Below are 22,394 nucleotides of genomic sequence, written 5' to 3'. Positions count from 1 at the left end.
TCAAAACTTGCTGTACTTTTAAAAACACAATTGTTATATACTATATTGTCAATTTCTAATTGATATTCATTGTCTTGCTGTAGAATTTTTGCTATTCCAAATAAATATTTTGATGTTATTGGTTTGTAATAAAAAAGACCGATTAAGATAGAAATTATTAAAACTACTAAAAAAATATATTTTTTTCATTGAACAAATGAATATCTATATAAACTGCTTTGAGATTTTATCTGCTTTTTTATTTTCACTATAATCATAGAACCCTTCGCCAGATTTCACACCTAATTTTCCAGCTCGTACCATATTTACTAATAATGGACATGGTGCATATTTAGGGTTTTTGAAACCGTCGTACATCACATTTAAAATAGCTAAACATACGTCAAGACCAATAAAATCAGCTAGCTGTAAAGGCCCCATTGGGTGCCCCATTCCAAGTTTCATTACGGTATCTATTTCGTAAACACCAGCTACTTTATTGTAAAGCGTTTCGATGGCTTCGTTTAGCATAGGCATTAAAATTCTGTTTGCTACAAAACCTGGATAATCGTTTACTTCAACAGGGGTTTTACCTAATTTAATAGAAAGCTCCATAATAATTTTAGTAACTTCATCGCTAGTGTTGTAACCACGAATGATTTCTACCAATTTCATAATTGGTACTGGATTCATAAAGTGCATTCCGATAACACGTTCAGGATGTGCAACAACAGATCCAATTTGTGTTATAGAAATAGATGAAGTATTTGTTGCTAAAATTGTATTATGAGAACAAGTTTCGTTTAATTGTTTAAAAATATTTAGTTTTAAATCTATGTTTTCGGTAGCTGCTTCTACAACTAGATCTACTCCTACAACACCATCTTTAATGTCTGTATAGGTGATAATATTTGTTATTGTTTTAGCTTTTTCTTCTGCAGTAATGCTTCCTTTTGCAAGCATTCTGTCTAAATTAGCGGCAATGGTTGCCATTCCCTTGTCTAATGATTTTTCTGAAACATCAATTAGTTTTACAACAAAACCACTTTGAGCAAATGTATGAGCAATTCCGTTACCCATTGTTCCAGCACCGATTACAGCTATTGTTTTCATATTATTTAAGTACTATATTTTATAATTTTAGCCATAAATTCACAAATTAATTTGTGAATTTATGGCTAACTTTTTTTTGTGATTATTTTTATTTATCGAAACAGTCAATAATTTGGTAAGCCACTCTTAACGCATCTGTTGCTTGCTCTAGAGTTACAACCGGATCAGTATTTGTATTTATAGCATTTGCAAAAGATTCTAATTCGTCTAATATGGCGTTGTTTTGCTCCACATCTGGATTTGTAAAATAGATTTGTTTTTTTACGCCTTCAGCATTTTGCAAAATCATATCAAAATCACCTGGAATTTCAGGAGCATCTTTCATACGAACTACTTCACATTTTTTTTCTAAAAAGTCTACTGAAATATAAGCATCCCTTTGGAAAAAACGCGTTTTACGCATGTTTTTCATCGAAATTCTGCTTGCAGTTAAGTTTGCAACACAACCATTTTCAAATTCAATTCTAGCATTGGCAATATCTGGAGTATCACTAATTACTGAAACTCCACTAGCATTGATGTTTTTTACTTTCGATTTTACTACGCTTAAAATAGCATCAATATCATGAATCATCAAATCTAATACTACAGGGACATCTGTACCACGAGGATTAAATTCTGCTAAACGATGTGTTTCTATAAACATCGGGTTTTCGATCATGTTTTTTGTTGCTATGAATGCTGGATTAAAGCGTTCCACATGACCAACCTGACCTTTTACGTTATATTCTTTTGCTAAAGCAATAATTTCTTCGGCTTCTTCAACAGTATTCGAAATTGGTTTTTCGATAAAGATATGTTTTCCAGATTTTATAGCAACTTTAGCACATTTATAATGTGATAATGTTGGGGTTACAATATCAATTACATCTACAGCATGTATTAATTTGGCAATTGTATTGAAATTTTTATAACCGAATTCTTTTGAAATTTTCTCGGCGTTTTCTTGATTTTGGTCATAAAAACCAACTAATTCATATTTATCAGATTGTTGTAATAAACGTAAATGTATTTTACCTAAGTGACCGGCACCTAAAACTCCTACTTTTAACATGAGAATGTATTTTTAACAAAAATATAATTTATTTGTTGAAAGTGAAAGTGAATGCTTTAAAGTTTTAGTAATTTAATATTTAAGAATCAATATTTGAATTACTATTTACTTTCTTATTTTTACCAAAATTAAAAGAACAAACATTGAAAGACACTGCCAAACATCAAGGACTTCGGAATCAATTAGTAAGCACTTTGCAACAAAAGGGAATTACGGATAAAGCTGTTTTGGAAGCGATAAAAAAAATTCCAAGACACCTTTTTTTGAACTCTAGCTTTGAAGATTATGCTTATCAGGACAAAGCTTTCCCGATTGGTGCGGGGCAAACTATCTCTCAACCTTACACTGTTGCGTTTCAATCGCAGCTTTTAGAAGTTAAAAAAGACCATAAAGTATTAGAAATTGGTACTGGGTCAGGGTATCAAACTGCTGTATTATATATGTTGGGAGCCAGGGTATATAGTGTCGAAAGACAAAATGAACTGTTTAAAACAACATCAGTTTTATTTCCTAAGTTAGGAATTCGTCCGAAACACCTTTCTTTTGGGGATGGTTATAAAGGATTACCTACGTATGCGCCATTTGATAGTATAATTGTAACTGCTGGAGCCCCATTTATTCCGCAACCGTTAATGGCACAATTGAAAATAGGAGGAAGGCTAGTGATTCCGCTAGGAGAAGATGTTCAGATTATGACATTATTAATTCGTAAAAACGAAACCCAATTTGAAAAACATGAGTTTGGAGAATTTAGATTCGTTCCTTTATTAGAAGATAAAAATTAATAAAAGCCCATTTATGGGCTTTTTTATTGAGAAACTAATTGGATGGCGCGTTTTAAATTTTCTTTTTCTACCTGTGCAACAAAATTTATAAAAATTGATTTATCGTTTTGATTTTGGCTTTCGGCTAAAATTGAAAAATATTCATTTTTGTGTTCATTGTCACCTTGAATAGTTGCAAAAACATAGCCGTTTTGAATTAATATCCAATTCATTACTAAATGTGCTATTTGAATATTTCCGCTTTCAAAAGGACTAATTTTTATAATCCTTAAATGCGCTTCAGAAGCTAATAATATGGGGTGTAGTGTACTCTTATTGGTTTCAAACCAACTGAAAAACGAACTCATTTCGCGAATGATTAAGGAATCATTTTTATATTTTCCAGCATGTTCAGGTTTTATTCCTCTTAAAATCTGAGTATGAATTGTCAGTAATTCTTTTTCATTGAGAGCACTGTTTTTTTGAGTTAGATCTTTGATATAAGAAATAGTTTCATGATGGTTTACAGCTTCTAAATGTTCGCGCATTGTCTTACCTCCAATAGTTAATCCTTCATTAATTACTGCTTTAGTTTCTTGTAGTGTCAATGAGTTGTCATTAATGCGATTGCTTTCGTATGTAAATTCCAATTCTAAAATTTTAGAAATTCGGTGCAAGTCAAATTGTTGAAAGGATTGTATTTTTGTTTTTAATACTTCAATTTCATCCAGAATGCTTTGTAGCGTAGATAAGATGGTCGAAGTATCTGCTTTTTTGATATTTTGAATTTCTATTTCGGCAAGATGAAGTGCTTTAAGAGCAAATTCTTCATGCCCAATTTCATGTATTATTTTTTCTTTTAACCAAACAATTAATAAATTTTCAAAATCAATATCGAGTAATGAAGCAAGTTTAATAATTTGTTCTCTTGTAGGTTTTCGGGTACCACTTTCAAATTTGCTTATTAATGCTTGATCAATTTCGAGTAATTGTGCAACTTCTCGCGTTTTAAAACCTTTTTGTTCTCGAGCATTTTTAAGAATCATTTTCATTTTAGAATCATAGTTTTAATTGTCAAGACAAAATTAGTCATTGTTTTAGTAATAAAAAATAGCATTAAAAATGAATTCAATGCTATTGTATTTTGATAAGTATTATTTCTTAGGTAGTATGCCGTCTTTTTTTATCTAATTGAAATTTAGAATTTATTGTAGTAAAAATAAGTGTAAATATTGAGATATGACTTTTGTTAAAAAGCTTTCTTAATTCGGTCTAGATCACGTTTAGTATCTTGTTCTTTTAAAGATTCGCGTTTGTCGTAGTTTTTCTTCCCTTTACAAAGGCCGATTTGTAATTTAGCTAATCCTTTTTCATTAGTAAATAACTTTAAAGGAATAATTGTTAATCCTTTTGCTTGCACACTTTTTTGAAGACTTTTTAATTCTTTTTTATTCAAAAGCAGTTTTCGTTCGCTTCTTGATTTGTGATTAAATTGATTTCCGAACATGTATTCTTCAATATAAGTATTAATAGCAAAAAGTTCATCACCACTAAATTCACAAAAACTTTCGGTAATGTTTGCTTTACCAAGACGTATTGATTTGATTTCAGTTCCGGCTAAAACAATTCCAGCATTGTAGGTGTCTATTATTTCGTAATCGAAGCGGGCTCTTTTGTTGAGTATATTGACTGTTTTTAACATAGGGTACAAATGTAAAATAAAAAAGAAAAACTTTAGTAAAATCAAAGATAATTAAAGATAACTTTTAAACTATGATTTTAATCATTTTTCAGGAAATAACTTACGCTTAAATTTGTTAAATAAATCTAAATAAAAACTTAAAGACATGAAAAAAATTTTAACATTAGCTAGTATTATTTTAATGGGGTTAACTGTAAAAGCTCAGGAAGCTAATCAAGGCTTAAAAGGCGCATGGTTTGTAACATCACAATTTGGTTACCAACAAACTAAAACTGATGATGTAAAAAGTACAAATTTATTAGTAATGCCGGTTGTAGGGGCTTTTATCACGCCATCTGTAGCTGTTGGTGCGGGTATTGGATATATTAACATAAAGGCTGATTCAAATAAAGGAACTGCTGCAAATTCTGATTTAATTGTTATTCAGCCATTAGCCAGAAAATACTGGAATGTAGCAGGTTCATTATATTTCTTCGGTCAATTGGCAGCCCCAGTTATTACAGGAAAAGAGAAAGAAAGCGAATTGAAAGTAAACCAATTTGGTTTGGCATTATCAGGAGGATTTGATTTTTTTGTAACAAAATATTTCTCAGTTGAGTTTTCTTATGATTTAGCGAATTTCACATCTACTACTTTAGATCCAAAGGTTGGTTCTAAGACTACAGTAACTAATTTTGGATTGGCACACGTAGCAAATGTAGATTCATCTTATAATACTGCTTTAGGAGGAAGTAATCCAAATTTAACTTCACCACTTTCTTTTGGATTTAAATTCATATTCTAATTTTATAGAAGATTATTTAAATTTCAATTTAGTAAATTTGTAAAAAAAAGACCGTACTTTTTTATAGTATGGTCTTTTTATTATTTATTTAAAAATATAAAATGCAAAATCAAGATAAAAATCCTTTACACGGAATCACGCTTCAGGCGATACTCGAAAAACTAGTTAGTTATTACGGGTTTGATACTTTAGGTGAATTAATTCCGGTTAAATGTTTTACTTCAAATCCTAGTATAAAATCTAGTTTAACTTTCTTAAGAAAAACAGATTGGGCTAGAAAAAAAGTAGAGGATTTATATATAAAATCGATCCCTAAATTTCTAGTGTAAATTAATTTAATTTATAAGAGATCATTACACCACCTCCATAAGGTAACCATTCTCCACTTTTGTTATAATGAGGAGCTTTTTCATAACGGCCAGGTGTACCATCATTGTAAAAACCTTTATAAAAACCTTGATGCCATCCACCACTAATAAAAAAATCAAGCATGAATTTATCATTTAATTTCTTTTGATATCCTAGTGTAGCTCCTATTCTATAACCATGCCCTTCTTCGTATTTGTTGGTATCCCAATAATTCCATTTTTGAATTTTATATACATCTCCTCCAATATGACCACCAAAATATAGACCATTGAATTTTTCATTAAAATGGTAACGAATTTCAGGAGTGAAGGTGGCAAATTTCATTGGGGTTTTACCATCAAATGATTCCCAAAAAGAGGCCATCAAGTCAATATTAAGGGTTAGTTTATTACCAATACTTGTTTCTACAGCAACATCAGGAATAGCGACTAAAGCCGTAAGAGCATTTGCTTTTATATAAGTTTGACTATAAGATTGGATTGATAACAAAAGAACGATTAAGGCAAATATTTTTTTCATAAAATCTAGTAATTACTAGCAATAAGTTAGTTTTGGTTGCTAGTTTCGGATGCAAATATAACGCAATGCATTATGTTGTGTAGCCATGATTTAAAAATTTAACAAGAATTGATTAAAATTATGTAAGTTATTTATGGATTGTAAATGCTAAGTGGTTTTATTACAGCAAATTAGTCTTACTCTTTAATGTTTAATTATCGGATGTATGAAAAGCTTATATTTTAATTTCATCTATAGTTTCAGCACTTTTAATGATTTAAATACTTTTTTTGTTGAGTAATGAATAAATTACGCTGTCTAAGAAACGCCCCTCATAATATTCAGATTCTTTAAAATGACCTTCTTTTACAAATCCCATTTTTTGTAAAACTCTTTCAGAAGCCAGATTATCAGGGTCAATAACAGCTTCGATTGAATGAAGTTTCATTTCGTTAAAACCATAATCAATTACTGTTTTTACAGCTTCTGGAATTATTCCCTTTCCATGAAATTCAGGTAATAACATATAGCCGATTTCGGCACGATAATGCTCTGGCTTTATTCTAAAATAACCAATAAAACCAATTATTTTAGGATTGTCTTTTAGCGTAATTCCCCAATTGATTCCCTCATTAGTTTCTGTAATACTATTGATTTGTGCTATATGTTCCAATGCCTGTTCATTAGTTTTTATGAGTGGTCTCGGTATGTACTTCATAGTTTCTGGATTAGAACGTAGCGCTATAATCTCGTTAGCATCTTCATTTGTTATTCTTTTAAGGAATAAGCGTTCAGTTTTGAGTACAGGAAATGGTGAAAAATTTAGAGTTAACATAAAGCAATAAGATTAAATTATAGAATTTCAATACTAAATTTAGAATTAAATATTTTATTTGCTTCTAAAGTCAAGATTCCTTCTTTTTCGAAAAGATTTCCAGAGTTTTCGGGAGTATCTGAATAACCAAACCAAGGTTCAATACAAATAAAAGGGGCATTTTCTTTTGTCCAAATACCTAAACTAGGAAAGCTAGTAAAGTCAACTTTTACATATGGTGTATTATTTTTTAAGATAGCCAAAGTATTTGATTCTAATGACTTAAATATTAATGCATCATTTTTAAATAGTGAATAATTTAGCTGAATTTGACCTTCTTTTGTTTCTAATTGTTTTGTTTTATTAGAAATTAAATCATTTTCAAGTAAAGAATATTTTAAAACCTCTTTTTTCTCAAATTCTAAAGTGTAATCTTCAAAATTTTCTGGTAGCGCTATAGCAGGATGAGCTCCAATAGAAAACGGCATGTTTAAATCGGTTTTATTAATTACTTTGTACTCTATATCTAATTGAGAATCTACTAAGGTATAAATTATTTGGAGTTCAAATTCAAAAGGATATATTTTCAGTGTTTCATTATTCGATTGAATTGAAAAAACAGCACTTTCATCAGTTTTAGAAATTAGATTAAATTCCAAATCCCTAGCGAAACCATGCCTTGGCAAATGATACGGCATAGCATTAATTGTATAGGTATTGTTTTTTAATGTGCCAACTATTGGAAATAAAACAGGAGAATGTTTACCCCAAAAAGCAGGATTACCTTCCCATATATATTCTTTATTATGAGTATTTTTTAATGAAAATAATTCGGCTCCAGTATGTTTAATCGAAGCAGTAAGTTTTGAATTTGAAATAATTGTAATCAAAATATAGGTTTTGAAAGATTAAAAAAATATTGTAAATATATTTATAAAATTAAATTATAGGCGAAAAAGCGGATGAAATATTTTTCTATAAAATTTTTGTAAAATTGTATTAATCTATTTGGATTTAATTCATTAATAGCTTTTTTTTTCATTAATTTGCTAGATAAACAGCAACAAAAATGAAAAAACTCTCTTTGAGAGCCATATTTGCTATGGCTTTATTGTTTGGAATTTCGGCCATATGGGCACAACAAGTTCCTACTGCAAATACTAATCCTATTTCTAAATACGATTATTATGAGGCATTCTCTCCATTGTTCTATTCTAAAAACGGAACACCAACCCGTTCAGCTAGCGGTCAACCTGGTGCTGAATACTGGCAAAATAGAGCAGATTATAAAATAACTGCAAAGTTAAATGGAGTTACTAATGAGATCATCGGCACAGATGAAATTACTTATACCAATAATAGTCCAGATAAAATGTCTTTTGTATGGCTTAATTTGGATCAAAATTTATTCAAAGAAGATTCACGAGGAAATGCTGTAGTGCCATTGTCAGGAAGTCGTAATGGAGCTCAAGGTCAGGTTTTTGAAGGTGGAAATAAAATAAAATCGGTAAAAGTTACTGTTTTCGGTAAGAAAAAATCAGCAGAAGTTGAAGCGAAATATATTGTTACCGATACCAGAATGCAAATTTTTCTACCAGAAGAATTGGCAGCAAAGGGAAGCCGTGTTAAAATTAAAATTGAATTCTCTTATATTGCTCCAAATGAAGGATCAGATAGGACAGGAGTTCTTGAAACTAAAAACGGTAAAATTTTCACAATAGCACAGTGGTATCCACGTATGTGTGTGTATGACGATGTAAGAGGATGGAATACACATCCGTATTTAGGAGCTTCGGAATTTTATCTGGAATATGGTGATTTTGATGTAAAATTGACAGTTCCAGCTAATCATTTTGTAGTTGCCTCAGGAGAATTATTAAACACTTCAGAAGTTTATACAGCTGAACAGCAAAAACGCTTTAAAGAAGCAGCACAAAGTGATAAAACAGTAATGATTCGTTCTGCTGAAGAAGTTGCTGCAACAAATACAGCTGCAAATGGAGAAAAGACATGGCATTATCAAATAAAAAATGCTCGCGATTTTTCATGGGCTTCTTCTGCGGCATTTATCTTAGATGGTGCTAAAATTAATTTACCAAGCGGGAAAAAATCATTGGCTCTTTCTGCTTATCCTGTCGAAAGTGCAGGAGATGCTGCTTGGGGACGTTCTACAGAATATACTAAAGGAGCAATTGAAAATTATTCAAATAGATGGCTAGAATATCCTTATCCAGTTGCGACAAACGTTGCAGGAAATGAAGGAGGAATGGAATATCCAGGTATTGTGTTTTGCAGTTGGGAATCAAAAGGAGAAGATTTATGGGGCGTTACAGATCATGAATTTGGACATATTTGGTTTCCTATGATTGTAGGTTCAAATGAAAGATTGTTTGGATGGATGGACGAAGGGTTTAATACTTTTATCAATTCACTAAGTACAGCAGAGTTTAATAAAGGGGAGTATAAAGAAGCGCCAAGAGATTTGCATAAAATGGCAGAGATGTTTACTAGTCCTAAATTAGAAACGATTATGAGTTCTCCAGATAATATGAAGGAGGCAAATATCGGTTTGTTGTGTTATTATAAACCAAGTTCAGGATTGGTAATTTTAAGAGAACAAATATTAGGAAAAGAACGTTTTGATATTGCCTTCCGTACTTATATGGAGCGTTGGGCTTATAAACACCCTACACCGGATGATTTTTTCAGAACAATGGAGAATGTTGCAGGAGAAGATTTAAGCTGGTTCTGGAGAGGATGGTTTGTTAATAACTGGCGTTTTGATCAGGGTATAAATGCTATTAAATATGTGAAAAATGATCCTAAAAAAGGAATTATTATTACTATTGAGAATTTTGAAAAAATGGTAATGCCTGTTGTAATAGATGTGAAAACTAAAAGCGGAAAAGTTTCTAGAGTAAAATTACCAGTTGAAATCTGGCAGAGAAATAAAGAGTGGTCTTTTAAATTTGACTCTACAGAAGAGATAGAGAGTGTTATAATTGATCCTGATCACGTTTTTCCAGATAGTAATGAAAGTAATAATGTATGGACAGCAGGAACTGGTAAAATCGAAAAGGATGTTATTTTAGATTCTTATTTAGGTACATATTCTAGTAAAATGACACCTCTTAAAATCACATTTATAGAAAAAAATAATGCGTTAACAGTAGAGCTTCCTAATTATCCTAAATTTACAATTGATCCAGTTGACGGAGCAGTTGATACTTTCGAATCATTAAGAGCCGGATTAAGATTTGTATTTACTAAAACTGGATTAAAAATGACAATTTTAGAAAACTCACAAGTAATGGAATTTACAAAAGAGTAATCTAAATTTATTAGATTAAAAATAACACCTATATGCTTTTTAAAGAGCTTTAAAAGTTGTGAATTATTAAAAACGGCTATTTGAGTATAACTTAAATAGCCATTTTTTTATTAAAAGTTTAATTTTTGTGTAGAATTTAGTTGTTGTAATGCGATAAATCTATAAAAACAACATTATATTAAAAAAATGTTACAAAATTAAAATTACGTATTGTAATTAAAAAAAAGATGTAAATTTGCATCGATGAATAAAATAAGTTTACATATAACTTCTTTGTCACGGACAAACTCGCCTGCTACTTCTCCCGAAGTACGGATGCTATCTCTATAGTATTCAAAAGAGTTTTTCGTCGTATTTATTTATATTCATTTTTTTGTTTTGAAATTACCTAAGTTGTCCTTTGGACAAACACATCCTAAAAGTATATTTTATTTAAAATTATCTCAATGTCATTTTTTTGATAGTAAGGGTTTTACGTATATTTTATTTAGCTTTGCTGGAGCAACTCTCGGATTTCAGAAAAAAAACCATGTTTTATTTTTTAACCCTAACTTCAACTATTGAAATGAAGATCTCTATTGTTGTAACACAAGAAGAACATTATAAATATGCGCAAGAAATATGCGATACCATAGAGTCGTCTGCCTTATTGAGAGGTACCGGAATTGCTAAAAGAACTCCAGAATATATTCAGAAAAAAATGGAGAATAGTGATGCTTTGATAGCTTTGGTAGATGGTAAATTTGCAGGGTTTTGTTATATCGAAAGCTGGCAGCATGGTAAGTTTGTAGCTCATTCTGGATTGATAGTACATCCAGATTATAGAAACTTAGGTTTAGCCAAAAAAATCAAATCGAAAGTTTTTGATTACTCATTAGAAAAGTTTCCAGATGCTAAAATATTTGGTATCACAACAGGTCTGGCTGTTATGAAAATAAATTCAGATCTAGGATATAAACCAGTTCCTTTTTCCGAACTTACAAGTGATCCAAGCTTTTGGGCAGGTTGTAAAACTTGTACAAATTATGAAATATTAAAAAGTAAAGAAAATAAAATGTGCTTATGTACAGGAATGTTGTACGATCCAAAAGAAAAACAAAAAGATCCACCAAAACATCTATTTAACGTAAAAGTACTCAATAGATTAAAATTAATTAAACAAGCCCTTTTCTTAAAAAAATAAAATTATGAAAAAAGTTGTATTAGCTTATAGCGGAGGATTAGATACTTCGTACTGCCTTAAATATTTAAAAAATGAAAAAGGATATGAAGTCCACACTGTACTTATTAATACAGGAGGTTTCGATGAAGAAGAATTAAATGCTATTGAAGAAAGAGCTTACGAATTAGGAAGTGCACAACATGCAAATCTTACAATCGTAGATAAGTATTATGATAAAGCTATAAAATATTTGATTTATGGGAATGTATTAAAAAATAATACATATCCATTATCTGTAAGTGCCGAACGTGTTTTTCAAGCTATTGAAGCAATAAAATATGCTAAAAAAGTAGGAGCAGAAGCAATTGCGCACGGAAGCACAGGAGCAGGAAATGATCAGATTAGATTTGATTTGATTTTCCAGACAATTGCTCCCGAAATTGAAATTATTACTCCAATTAGAGATTTAAAATTGTCAAGACAAGAAGAAGTAGACTATTTGCAAAAAAATGGAGTTCATTATTCTTGGGAAAAAGCACAATATTCTATCAATAAAGGACTTTGGGGAACGAGTGTAGGAGGAAAAGAAACCTTAACTTCTAACCAAGCTTTACCAAGTGAAGCATATCCATCGCAATTAGAAAAAGATGGCGAAGAGAAGGTAACTTTGCAATTTGAAAAAGGAGAATTAGTAGGTGTAAATAACATTAAAAATACGCCAACAAAAAATATTGTTATCCTGGAAAAATTAGCTAATGCTTATGCAATTGGTAGAGATATTCACGTAGGAGATACTATTATTGGAATTAAAGGAAGAGTTGGTTTTGAAGCAGCTGCACCATTAATAATTATAAAAGCACACCATTTATTAGAGAAACATACACTAGGTAAATGGCAACAATATTGGAAAGAACAACTAGGAAACTGGTACGGAATGTTATTTCATGAAGGTCAGTTTTTGGATCCTGTAATGCGTAATATTGAAGCTTTCCTTGAAGATACTCAAAAAACAGTAAATGGAACTGTAATTGTTTCATTAAAACCATATCACTTTTCGCTTGACGGAATTGAATCTGATAATGATTTAATGAATACAGGATTTGGTCAATATGGAGAAATGAACAATGCTTGGACATCTGATGATGCTAAAGGATTTATTAAAATTTTAGGAAATGCTCAAAACATATTTTCATCTGTAAATCACTTAGACTATGATTAATGTTGGAATAATAGGCGGTTCAGGTTATACAGCTGGCGAATTGATAAGAATATTGATGTATCACCCTAATGTGAATATCGATTTTGTGTACAGTACAACTAATGCAGGTAAGCCATTATCTGTAGCACATCACGATTTATTGGGAGATATTGAAATGGATTTTACTGATGTTATCAATCCAGATGTAAATGTATTGTTCTTATGTTTAGGTCATGGAAAGTCTATTTCATTTTTGCAGGAAAATAAATTTGCAGGTCATACTAAAATTATTGATTTAGGAAATGATTTTAGATTGACTGAAGATTCAAATTTTGATGGAAAACAATTCGTTTACGGATTACCAGAATTGAATAAAACGGCTATCAGGAAAGCACAATTTATAGCTAATCCGGGTTGTTTTGCGACAGCGATTCAACTGGCATTATTACCCTTAGCAAAGAATGAGCTTTTAAACAACGATGTACATATTAATGCAACAACAGGAAGTACGGGAGCAGGAGTAAGCCCTTCAGAAACAACACATTTTAGTTGGAGGTCAAATAATATGTCGCATTATAAAGCATTTGATCATCAGCATTTAGGAGAGATAAATCAAAGTGTAAATCAATTACAGGCAGCTTATTCAGATGAGTTGTTATTTATTCCGAACAGAGGAGATTTTGCAAGAGGAATTTTTGCAACTTTATATACTACTGTCGAAGAAAGTTTAGATGAAATCGTAGCGAAATACGAAGATTTTTATAAAAACGAACCGTTTGTAACCGTAACCACAACCAATATCAATATGAAACAGGTTGTGCAAACTAACAAATGTATTATTAGCTTAACCAAAAGTGGAAACCGGATATTGATTACTTCAATAATCGATAACCTAACCAAAGGAGCTTCTGGACAAGCAATCCAAAATATGAATTTAATGTTTGGATTACCAGAAACGACAGGTTTACATTTGAAACCAAGCGGATTTTAGAAAAAATAAACAAAAAGAAGACATGAATTTATTTAACGTATACCCACTTTATGACATAACTCCTGTAAAAGCAATAGATTGCACAATTATAGATGATAACGGAGTTAAGTATTTAGATTTATATGGTGGTCATGGAGTAATTTCTATTGGTCACACACAGCCAGATTATGTATCGAAACTTAAAAATCAATTAGATAATTTAGGTTTTTATTCTAATGCAATTCAGAATCCTTTGCAGGTAGAATTAGCGGAGAAATTAGGGAAACTTTCAGGATTAGAAGATTATGAATTGTTTTTATGCAGTTCAGGTGCAGAAGCAAATGAAAATGCATTGAAACTAGCTTCTTTTCATAACGGAAAATCAAGAGTTGTTGCTTTTGATAATTCTTTTCACGGAAGAACTTCAGCAGCAGTTGCGGTTACAGATAACAAAAAAATCGTAGCTCCAATAAATGCACAGCAAGTAGTTACTTTCTTGCCTCTTAATAATATCGAATTAGTAGAAGCAGAACTTGAAAAAGGAGATGTTTCTAGTGTAATTATCGAAGGAATTCAAGGAGTAGGTGGTTTGGATGAAGGGACAACCGAATTTTTTCAGGCTTTAGAAAAAGCTTGTAAAAAACATGGTGTAGTTTTAATTTTAGACGAAGTACAATCAGGTTATGGAAGAAGCGGAAAGTTTTTTGCATACCAACATCATAATATCAAGGCTGACATTATTTCGGTAGCAAAAGGAATGGGGAATGGTTTTCCGGTTGGAGCGATTTTAATTTCTCCAGAATTTGAAGCTAGTTTCGGATTGTTAGGAACTACTTTTGGAGGAAGTCATTTATCTTGTGCAGCAGGAATTGCAGTTTTGGATGTAATGGAAAAATTAAAATTACAGGATAATGTAAATGAAGTTTCTGCTTACTTTTTTGAGCAAATCAAGCAAGTACCTCAAATTATAAAAGTAAAAGGAAGAGGATTGATGTTAGGTGTGGAATTTGATTTTGAAATCGGTGCGCTTCGCAAAAAATTAATTGTAGAGAAACATATTTTTACAGGAAGTGCCAACAACAAAAATCTATTAAGAATTTTGCCATCATTAACAGTGAAAAAATCAGATATCGATACATTCATTGTAGCATTGAAAGAGAGTTTAACTGAATTAGGACACTAGTTTTTCATTGCTAACTACATACAACAACTACCCAACAACCAACTACAAAAATTATGAACCACCAATTATCAATTGAAAAGCGAAATTTGGTTTTACTCTCTATGGCAAAGCTTGTCGATGAAGAAAGAAACCAAATTATTCTGGCAAATCAAGCAGATCTAGCCGCTTACAATGGCTCCGATTTAGCAATGGAAGAACGTTTAAAAGTCGATAATGCCAAGATTAATGAAATGATTTTGTCATTGAACCAATTGGCATCTCAGGAAGATCCAGTTGGTGTGGAAAGGTTTCATTTTGTACACGATAACGGAATTAAAGTCAGTAATAAAACGGCAGCTTTTGGTACGATATTAATTATTTACGAATCAAGACCCGATGTAACTATCGAAGCTGGTGGAATTGCCTTTAAATCGGGAAATAAAATTTTACTTAAAGGCGGAAAAGAAGCATTGAAATCAAATTTAGAGATTGTGAGTTTATGGCATCAGGCTTTAAAAGAGAATAATGTTTCGACAGAGTGGGTAGAATATTTAAATTTTAATCGGCAAGAAACACAAACTTTTTTAGAAAAACCCACACAAAAAGTAGATTTAATTGTACCGCGTGGAGGCGAAAAATTAATAGAGTTTGTAAAAGCACATGCCACTTGCCCTGTAATCGTAAGCGGACGGGGAAATAATTTTGTTTACGTTCATAAAGAAGCAAATACAGATATTGCCTTGAAAGTGATTTTGAATGCAAAAACATCCAAAATTTCAGCTTGCAATGCAGTAGATAAAGTTCTGGTAGATTCACGATTGCCAAATTTCGAAGGATTTTTGGCTATTTTAATCGAAGAACTAGACGAATCGAAAGTTGAAATTATTGTAGATAATACCTTGGTTTCATTTAAAAATACAACAGTTTTTAAGGATGAAAATATTTGGTACGAAGAGTTTTTAGATTATAAAATTGTTATCGGAACAGTTGACTCAGAGGAACATGCTATTGAAAAAATAAATAAATATTGTGGTGGACATTCAGCAGCAATTATCACAAGAAATAAAGCTGTTGCTCAGGAATTTATGGAATCTATAGATGCAGCAGCAGTTTATCATAATGCATCAACTCGATTTACAGATGGCGGGCAACTTGGTTTAGGTGGAGAATTAGCCATTAGCACAGATAAACTGCACCAGCGAGGACCAATTGGATTGCAACATCTGGTTACGAATAAATGGTATATTTATGGAGAAGGGCAAATTAGATAATTTAGATAATTTAGATTTCTTAGATTATCTTAGAATTTCAGATTTTAGATTGATGATAAACGATTTTAGATTTTAAAATTTAGTTATAGATATGGCTTAGTGAACTTAGCGTTTATAAAGGTTTAGAAAATAAAAATCTTGCGCTCCCAATAGTTATCGGGATTGCGGTTAAAAAAATATACAGTTAAAAGAAAATTTACAATATAAAAACTCAGAACCTTAGCCACTTAAAAAAAATGACTAAAAAAAGGATTTTATTAAAAATAGGAAGCAATACCTTAACCAAAGAAACCAATCATATTTCGAGAGGAAAGATTGAGGATATTGGAATGCAGATTGCAGCTTTAAATGACAAATATGAATTTGTGATTGTAAGTTCAGGAGCTATTGCAGCAGCAAAACAATTTGTGAAATTAGAAAGCAAAGGCAAAGAGATTATTGTAAAACAAGCTTTGGCTTCGATTGGGCAACCTCATTTAATGCGGATTTTCCATGAGAACTTTAGTGATTTAGGATTATTGACCTCGCAATGTTTGTTGTCCTATTCTGATTTTGAAAAAGAACAATCCAAAATCAATATTGTAAATACAATTAATGTTTTGGTTGAGAACAACTATATTCCGATTATCAATGAAAATGATACCGTTGCAACTGATGAAATTCAGTTTGGAGATAACGATAAATTAGCAGCATTAACAGCCGTTTTATTAAATGTAGATATTTTGATAATTGCTACAAACACAAGCGGAATTTATACGAAAGCATCTATCCATAATGAAGTACCAGAAACAATAGCTTTGGTAAATGATTTACAGCTTTTAGAAAAAGAGATTGGAGAATCTAAGTCAACACATGGAACAGGAGGAATGCAATCAAAAATTGAAGCTGCAGCAATTGCCAAAGCAGCAAATATCGAAACCTGGATCGTAAACGGATTAGAAGATAATTTCATTTTAAAAGCATTAAAAAAAGAAATACCTTTTACTAAAATAATCTAATGAGTAAATAATCTAATGAGTAAATTAGATAATGCAAATTATCCAGTTTTCTAATTATCACATTATCTAAATTAATTTAAAAAACAATGAACTATATTTCAATTCAAGATATCAACTCATTATCAAAATGGGTTAAGAGTGCGTTAAAAATCAAGAAAAAGCCACTAAAAAATCAACACCTAGGTAAGAATAAAACCTTAGGGATGTTATTTTTTAATCCAAGTTTAAGAACACGTTTAAGTACGCAAAAAGCTGCTTTAAACCTTGGGATGAACGTAATGGTAATGAATTTTACCAATGAAGGCTGGACACTAGAGTTCGAAGACGGAGCAATTATGAACTCAGGAGCTTCAGAGCATATTAAAGAAGCTGCCGAAGTAGTTTCACAATATTGTGATATTATCGCCATTAGAGCTTTTGCAGGTTTAGAAAATAAAGAAAAAGATTATGCTGAAACAGTTATTTCAGGATTTATAAAACACGCAACAGTACCTATTGTAAATATGGAAAGTGCAGTTCGTCATCCAATGCAATCTCTGGCAGATGCAATTACAATGGAAGAATATAAAACCAAACATAAACCTAAAGTAGTCCTTTCATGGGCACCACATCCTAAGGCTTTACCTCAGGCAGTAGCTAATTCATTTGTAGAAATGATGCAAATGCAAAAGAATATGGATTTTGTAATTACGCATCCGGAAGGATATGAATTGAGTCCAGAAATAACAAAAGATTGCAAAATTGAATATGATCAAGATAAAGCATTCGAAAATGCTGATTTTGTATATGTGAAAAACTGGAGTAATTTTAACGATTACGGAAAAGTAACCAATTTAGACCCAAATTGGACTGTTACTGCCGAAAAAATGGCATTAACCAATAACGGAAAATTCATGCATTGTCTCCCAGTTCGTCGTAATGTAATTGTGAGTGATGAAGTTTTAGATAGCGAAAATTCTATTGTAATAGAACAAGCAAATAACAGAACATATTCAGCACAATTAGTGTTACAGAAGATTCTAAAGAAATTGTAATTTAAGTTACTAAGTCACTTATAAAATCAGAATTTTAGTACCTCAGAACCTCAAAAAAAATGAAAGTTACAGTAATAAAAATAGGTGGAAATATAATTGATAATCCATCAGAATTAGAGCAGTTTTTAACCGATTTTTCTAAGATAGAAGGACATAAAGTATTGATTCACGGTGGAGGAAAATCGGCTACAAAAATGGCAGAAAGTATTGGTTTGGTTCCGCAAATGATTGATGGTCGACGTATAACAGATGCTGCAATGCTAGATGTTGTGGTGATGATTTACGCAGGTCAGATTAATAAAAATATTGTAGCGCAATTACAGTCTAAAAATAATAATGCAATTGGATTTTCAGGAGCTGATGGAAATTTAATCCAATCAACAAAAAGAAATCATCCAACAATCGATTATGGTTTTGTGGGTGATGTAAAGCAAGTTAATACAAAATTACTAGCTACATTACTAGAAAATGAAATTGTACCAGTTTTTTGTGCAATTACACACGATAAAAACGGACAATTGCTAAACACAAATGCCGATACAATTGCAAGTGAATTAGCGATTGCCTTATCCGAAGTTTTTGATGTTACACTTACATATTGCTTTGAAAAACAAGGTGTTTTGTCAGATTCAGAAGATGATGACTCAGTAATTACCGAAATAAATGCCGAATTATACGAAAAACTAAAAGCCGAAAAGGTGATTCATTCTGGAATGATTCCTAAGCTAGATAATTGTTTTAATAGCTTATCTAAGGGAGTTCAGATCATAAAAATCGGACATCATAGTATGTTGCAAAATTCGAGTATATTGCATACAACGATTAAATTATAAAAGAAAAAAGTTGCTAAGTTTCTAAGAAACTATGATTTTTGCAATCTTAGAAAATACAGAATCTTAGTACTTCAGTACCTATTTAAAAAATGAAAAATATAGAAACGCTCCAGCAAGAAGCAATAGCATTATTGAAAAGTTTAATCGAAACCCCTTCATTTTCAAGTGAGGAAGATAAAACGGCACTTTTAATCGAAAATTGGTTCAATCAAAACGAAATTCCTTTTAAGAGAGAGAACAATAATGTGTGGGCTTTCAACAAGTATTTTGATGAAAAGAAACCAACACTTTTACTTAATTCGCACCACGATACAGTAAAGCCAAACCAGGCATATACAAACGATCCTTTTAAAGCAATTGTAAAAGATGGCAAATTATTCGGATTAGGAAGTAATGATGCAGGAGGATGCTTGGTTTCGTTATTGGCAACGTTTGTACATTTTTATAACAACGAAAAGTTACCATATAATTTGGTAATCGTAGCTTCTGCAGAAGAAGAAAGCAGTGGGAAAAATGGATTAAATAGTGTTTTACAGCATTTACCAGAGTTGGATTGCGCCATTGTAGGGGAGCCTACGTTGATGCAATTGGCTGTAGCCGAAAAAGGGTTATTAGTGCTAGATGTTAAGGTAAAAGGTACAGCAAGCCACGCAGCGCATCAAAATGAAGATAATTCATTATACAATGCTATTCCAATAATGGAATGGTTTAGAAACTATAGATACGATAAAATATCCGATGTGTTAGGGCCTGTAAAAATGACTGTAACTCAGATAAATGCAGGAAAACAGCATAATGTAGTACCGTCAGAATGTGATTTGGTAGTCGATATTCGTGTAAACGACTGTTATTCAAATACCGAAATTTTAGAAGTGGTAAAAGCCAATGTAAAAGCTGAAGTAACACCGCGGTCGATGCATCTTAACGCTTCCTCAATCCCAGTTGAGCATGGTTTAGTTCAGGCTGGAATCGCATTAGGAAGAACAACTTATGGTTCGCCAACGCTTTCGGATCAATCCGTTTTAAGCTGCCAGTCATTAAAGTTAGGACCAGGAGAAACATTGCGTTCACACTCGGCAGACGAATTTATTTTTATCAACGAAATTGAAGAAGGAATCGAATTGTATATTAAAATATTGGCAGATTTTTTTGAATTATAATTTCTTTACCAAAAACTTTGAGAATTGTTATTATTAATTAAGTCATAGATTATGAAAACAAAATTTGACAATTGGATTAAAGAAAATAAAGATTCAATTTCTAAATCTGAAAAGTATTCAAATACTATAACAACAATTTCAAATCATTTTAAAAATTCTTTGGGAAAAGAAATTGATTTATATGAGATCACTAATTCTGAAGAAGTTCTTAAGATTAGAGATGAGTATTTTAGTTATGATGAATTTTATATAAAAAATAAAACTGGAAATAGAATGTATAGTCGATCACTTGATTTATATATTGAGTTTTTAGAAATGCATAGAAATCAACTTGATAATTCTTTAGATGAAATTGATGAAATTAAAAATAATAATAATCTAAGTAAATTAGAAAAAGAATCCATTATTTTAAGTAGAATTGGTCAAGGGAAATTCAGAGATGATTTAATAAATCTCTGGAACGCATGCAGTATATCAGGTTATGAGGATGTAAGGTTTTTGATTGCATCACATATAAAGCCATGGAAAATGTCCGATAATCTTGAAAAAGTTGATAAATTTAATGGACTTTTACTTTTACCAACTTATGATAAATTGTTTGATTTGGGTTTTATCACTTTTGACAAAAATGGTTTGATTAAGATATCAAATCAATTAAAAGATATTGAAAAGATTGGTGTAAATGAAAACATTAAGATTAAAATAAAAAATGGCAATCATAAGTACTTGGAGTTTCATTATGATTATATTTTTAAAAAATAATAATACACAAGAAACATTTGTTTCTAAAAATCTAAAAATCTACCTATGAAACTTTGGGAAAAAGGAATACCAACTGACAAACAAATCGAACAATTTACTGTTGGAAACGATAGAGAACTTGATTTAGTCCTAGCAAAATATGACGCATTAGGTTCAATTGCACATGCAAAAATGTTGGGGCAAATTGGGCTTTTAACTGCAGATGAAACCAATTCATTAGTGGATGCATTAAACGAAATCATTGAAGATGCCGAAAAAGGAAATTTCGTAATCGAAGATAGTTTTGAAGATGTGCATTCCAAAATTGAATATTTACTAACGGTGAAATTAGGCGATGCAGGAAAGAAAATCCACACAGCACGTTCACGTAACGATCAAGTTTTGGTCGATGTGCATTTATATCTTAAAGATGAAGTAAAAGCATTAAAAGAACAAGTAAAAAGCCTTTTTGACTTGTTAATGGAATCTGCAGAAAAGCATCAAAATGTATTATTGCCAGGATACACACATTTGCAAATTGCAATGCCATCCTCATTCGGAATGTGGTTTTCGGCTTATGCAGAGAGTCTTATTGATGATATTACGATGCTTAATGCTGCTGCCAAAATTGTAGATCAAAATCCATTAGGATCAGCGGCAGGTTATGGAAGTTCATTTCCTATAAATAGAACATTTACAACAAAAGAGCTAGGATTTGAAACTTTAAAGTACAATGCAGTAGCAGCACAAATGAGTCGCGGTAAAGCAGAGAAAACAGTCGCTTTTGCAATGAGTAGTGTTGCAGCTACATTATCTAAATTTGCAATGGACGTTTGTTTGTATATGAGTCAGAATTTTGATTTTATCAGTTTACCATCGCATCTTACAACAGGTTCGAGCATTATGCCACATAAAAAGAACCCTGATGTATTTGAATTAATTCGTGGTAAATGTAACAAAATACAAGCATTACCATATGAAATTACTTTAATTACAAATAACTTACCAAGTGGCTATCATAGAGATTTACAACTTTTAAAAGAAGGATTGTTTCCAGCAATTCAAAACCTAAAAGCTTGTTTAGACATTGCAATTTTCTCCATAAAAGACATTGCGGTAAAAGACCATATTTTAGAAGATAAAAAATACGATTACTTGTTTACAGTAGATACATTAAATGAGATGGTTGTAGCAGGAATGCCGTTTAGAGATGCATATAAAGAAGTTGCCGAACAACTTGAAAACGGTACGTTTAAGTCGCCTAAAGAAACAAAACATACACATGAAGGAAGTATTAATAATTTGTGTTTAGATGCTATAAAAGAGAAGATGAAGAGTTCTTATTAATTCATGAAAATGCGCTATGATTTCATAGCGCATTTTTTTAGTAAATCCTTTTTTATTGAAAACAGAAAATTCATGCTAAATACATATATTTGATACATAGTTATCTTAAA

22 protein-coding genes are annotated in these 22,394 nt (G+C 31.3%); 15 read left to right on the top strand and 7 right to left on the bottom strand.

The window, feature by feature from the left end; translation table 11 throughout:
* Window positions 1-204 precede the first annotated feature (204 nt).
* Together IUY40_RS08015 and IUY40_RS08010 are read right to left on the bottom strand one after the other, a co-directional pair.
* Entirely contained in the window at window positions 205-1,092 is an 888-nt protein-coding gene (locus IUY40_RS08015) for a 3-hydroxyacyl-CoA dehydrogenase NAD-binding domain-containing protein (protein ID WP_195736339.1), read from the bottom strand.
* A gap of 88 nt (window positions 1,093-1,180) precedes the next feature.
* Window positions 1,181-2,146, bottom strand: coding sequence for a Gfo/Idh/MocA family oxidoreductase (locus tag IUY40_RS08010; RefSeq protein WP_195736338.1), 966 nt, complete (start codon window positions 2,144-2,146; stop codon window positions 1,181-1,183).
* A gap of 143 nt (window positions 2,147-2,289) precedes the next feature.
* On the opposite strand from IUY40_RS08010, the gene IUY40_RS08005 reads away from it, so the two are divergent.
* Window positions 2,290-2,931 carry a protein-L-isoaspartate(D-aspartate) O-methyltransferase gene (locus IUY40_RS08005; RefSeq protein ID WP_195736337.1) on the top strand — a complete coding sequence of 214 codons (642 nt, stop codon included), beginning with the start codon at window positions 2,290-2,292 and terminating at the stop codon, window positions 2,929-2,931.
* A 23-nt stretch (window positions 2,932-2,954) separates the two neighbouring features.
* Here IUY40_RS08005 and IUY40_RS08000 read toward each other — a convergent pair whose 3' ends face one another.
* Complete coding sequence (locus IUY40_RS08000) at window positions 2,955-3,962, bottom strand: helix-turn-helix domain-containing protein (protein WP_195736336.1); 1,008 nt, start codon at window positions 3,960-3,962, stop codon at window positions 2,955-2,957.
* Between the two features lie 197 nt (window positions 3,963-4,159).
* On the bottom strand, window positions 4,160-4,612 hold the full coding sequence (gene smpB / locus IUY40_RS07995) for an SsrA-binding protein SmpB (protein ID WP_195736335.1): 453 nt from the start codon (window positions 4,610-4,612) through the stop codon (window positions 4,160-4,162).
* A 145-nt stretch (window positions 4,613-4,757) separates the two neighbouring features.
* Here smpB and IUY40_RS07990 point away from each other — a divergent pair, with 145 nt between their 5' ends.
* Window positions 4,758-5,396, top strand: a complete 639-nt coding sequence (locus IUY40_RS07990; RefSeq protein WP_195736334.1) for an outer membrane beta-barrel protein — start codon at window positions 4,758-4,760, stop codon at window positions 5,394-5,396.
* Between the two features lie 101 nt (window positions 5,397-5,497).
* A complete protein-coding gene (locus IUY40_RS07985; RefSeq protein ID WP_195736333.1) occupies window positions 5,498-5,725 on the top strand; it encodes a VF530 family protein in 228 nt (75 codons plus the stop codon).
* A 1-nt stretch (window position 5,726) separates the two neighbouring features.
* Here IUY40_RS07985 and IUY40_RS07980 read toward each other — a convergent pair whose 3' ends face one another.
* The 3 genes from IUY40_RS07980 to IUY40_RS07970 form a co-directional block, all read right to left on the bottom strand.
* On the bottom strand, window positions 5,727-6,284 hold the full coding sequence (locus tag IUY40_RS07980; RefSeq protein WP_195736332.1) for a DUF3575 domain-containing protein: 558 nt from the start codon (window positions 6,282-6,284) through the stop codon (window positions 5,727-5,729).
* 256 nt (window positions 6,285-6,540) lie between these two features.
* Window positions 6,541-7,098, bottom strand: coding sequence for a GNAT family N-acetyltransferase (locus IUY40_RS07975; RefSeq protein ID WP_195736331.1), 558 nt, complete (start codon window positions 7,096-7,098; stop codon window positions 6,541-6,543).
* A 17-nt stretch (window positions 7,099-7,115) separates the two neighbouring features.
* Window positions 7,116-7,967, bottom strand: a complete 852-nt coding sequence (locus IUY40_RS07970) for an aldose 1-epimerase family protein (protein ID WP_195736330.1) — start codon at window positions 7,965-7,967, stop codon at window positions 7,116-7,118.
* 179 nt (window positions 7,968-8,146) lie between these two features.
* Here IUY40_RS07970 and IUY40_RS07965 point away from each other — a divergent pair, with 179 nt between their 5' ends.
* From IUY40_RS07965 to argH, 12 genes are all read left to right on the top strand, one after another.
* Complete coding sequence (locus IUY40_RS07965; RefSeq protein WP_195736329.1) at window positions 8,147-10,408, top strand: M1 family metallopeptidase; 2,262 nt, start codon at window positions 8,147-8,149, stop codon at window positions 10,406-10,408.
* A 565-nt stretch (window positions 10,409-10,973) separates the two neighbouring features.
* Entirely contained in the window at window positions 10,974-11,591 is a 618-nt protein-coding gene (locus IUY40_RS07960) for a GNAT family N-acetyltransferase (protein ID WP_195736328.1), read from the top strand.
* 4 nt (window positions 11,592-11,595) lie between these two features.
* Window positions 11,596-12,789: an argininosuccinate synthase domain-containing protein gene (locus tag IUY40_RS07955; RefSeq protein WP_195736327.1), complete on the top strand. Its 1,194-nt coding sequence runs from the start codon at window positions 11,596-11,598 to the stop codon at window positions 12,787-12,789.
* A complete protein-coding gene (argC, locus tag IUY40_RS07950; protein WP_195736326.1) occupies window positions 12,782-13,759 on the top strand; it encodes an N-acetyl-gamma-glutamyl-phosphate reductase in 978 nt (325 codons plus the stop codon). Before IUY40_RS07955 ends, argC begins: the two co-directional genes overlap by 8 nt.
* Before the next feature lie 22 nt (window positions 13,760-13,781).
* Window positions 13,782-14,921 carry an aminotransferase class III-fold pyridoxal phosphate-dependent enzyme gene (locus IUY40_RS07945; RefSeq protein WP_195736325.1) on the top strand — a complete coding sequence of 380 codons (1,140 nt, stop codon included), beginning with the start codon at window positions 13,782-13,784 and terminating at the stop codon, window positions 14,919-14,921.
* 53 nt (window positions 14,922-14,974) lie between these two features.
* Window positions 14,975-16,171, top strand: a complete 1,197-nt coding sequence (locus IUY40_RS07940; RefSeq protein WP_195736324.1) for a glutamate-5-semialdehyde dehydrogenase — start codon at window positions 14,975-14,977, stop codon at window positions 16,169-16,171.
* A 236-nt stretch (window positions 16,172-16,407) separates the two neighbouring features.
* Entirely contained in the window at window positions 16,408-17,169 is a 762-nt protein-coding gene (gene proB, locus IUY40_RS07935) for a glutamate 5-kinase (RefSeq protein WP_195736323.1), read from the top strand.
* Window positions 17,170-17,255: 86 nt separating this feature from the next.
* Entirely contained in the window at window positions 17,256-18,203 is a 948-nt protein-coding gene (locus IUY40_RS07930; protein ID WP_195736322.1) for an N-acetylornithine carbamoyltransferase, read from the top strand.
* 59 nt (window positions 18,204-18,262) lie between these two features.
* A complete protein-coding gene (gene argB, locus IUY40_RS07925; protein ID WP_195736321.1) occupies window positions 18,263-19,036 on the top strand; it encodes an acetylglutamate kinase in 774 nt (257 codons plus the stop codon).
* An 89-nt stretch (window positions 19,037-19,125) separates the two neighbouring features.
* Window positions 19,126-20,196, top strand: coding sequence for a M20 family metallo-hydrolase (locus IUY40_RS07920; RefSeq protein WP_195736320.1), 1,071 nt, complete (start codon window positions 19,126-19,128; stop codon window positions 20,194-20,196).
* A gap of 51 nt (window positions 20,197-20,247) precedes the next feature.
* Complete coding sequence (locus tag IUY40_RS07915; RefSeq protein ID WP_195736319.1) at window positions 20,248-20,958, top strand: HNH endonuclease signature motif containing protein; 711 nt, start codon at window positions 20,248-20,250, stop codon at window positions 20,956-20,958.
* A gap of 45 nt (window positions 20,959-21,003) precedes the next feature.
* The gene (argH, locus tag IUY40_RS07910; RefSeq protein ID WP_195736318.1) at window positions 21,004-22,284 is read left to right on the top strand and encodes an argininosuccinate lyase; all 1,281 of its coding nucleotides are present in this window, start codon (window positions 21,004-21,006) and stop codon (window positions 22,282-22,284) included.
* Window positions 22,285-22,394 lie beyond the last annotated feature (110 nt).

The organism is Flavobacterium sp. ALJ2 (assembly GCF_015594725.1).
Taxonomy (GTDB): Bacteria; Bacteroidota; Bacteroidia; order Flavobacteriales; family Flavobacteriaceae; genus Flavobacterium.
The sequence above is the reverse complement of the archived record's forward strand: the minus strand, read 5'-3'. Positions and strand labels throughout refer to the sequence as shown.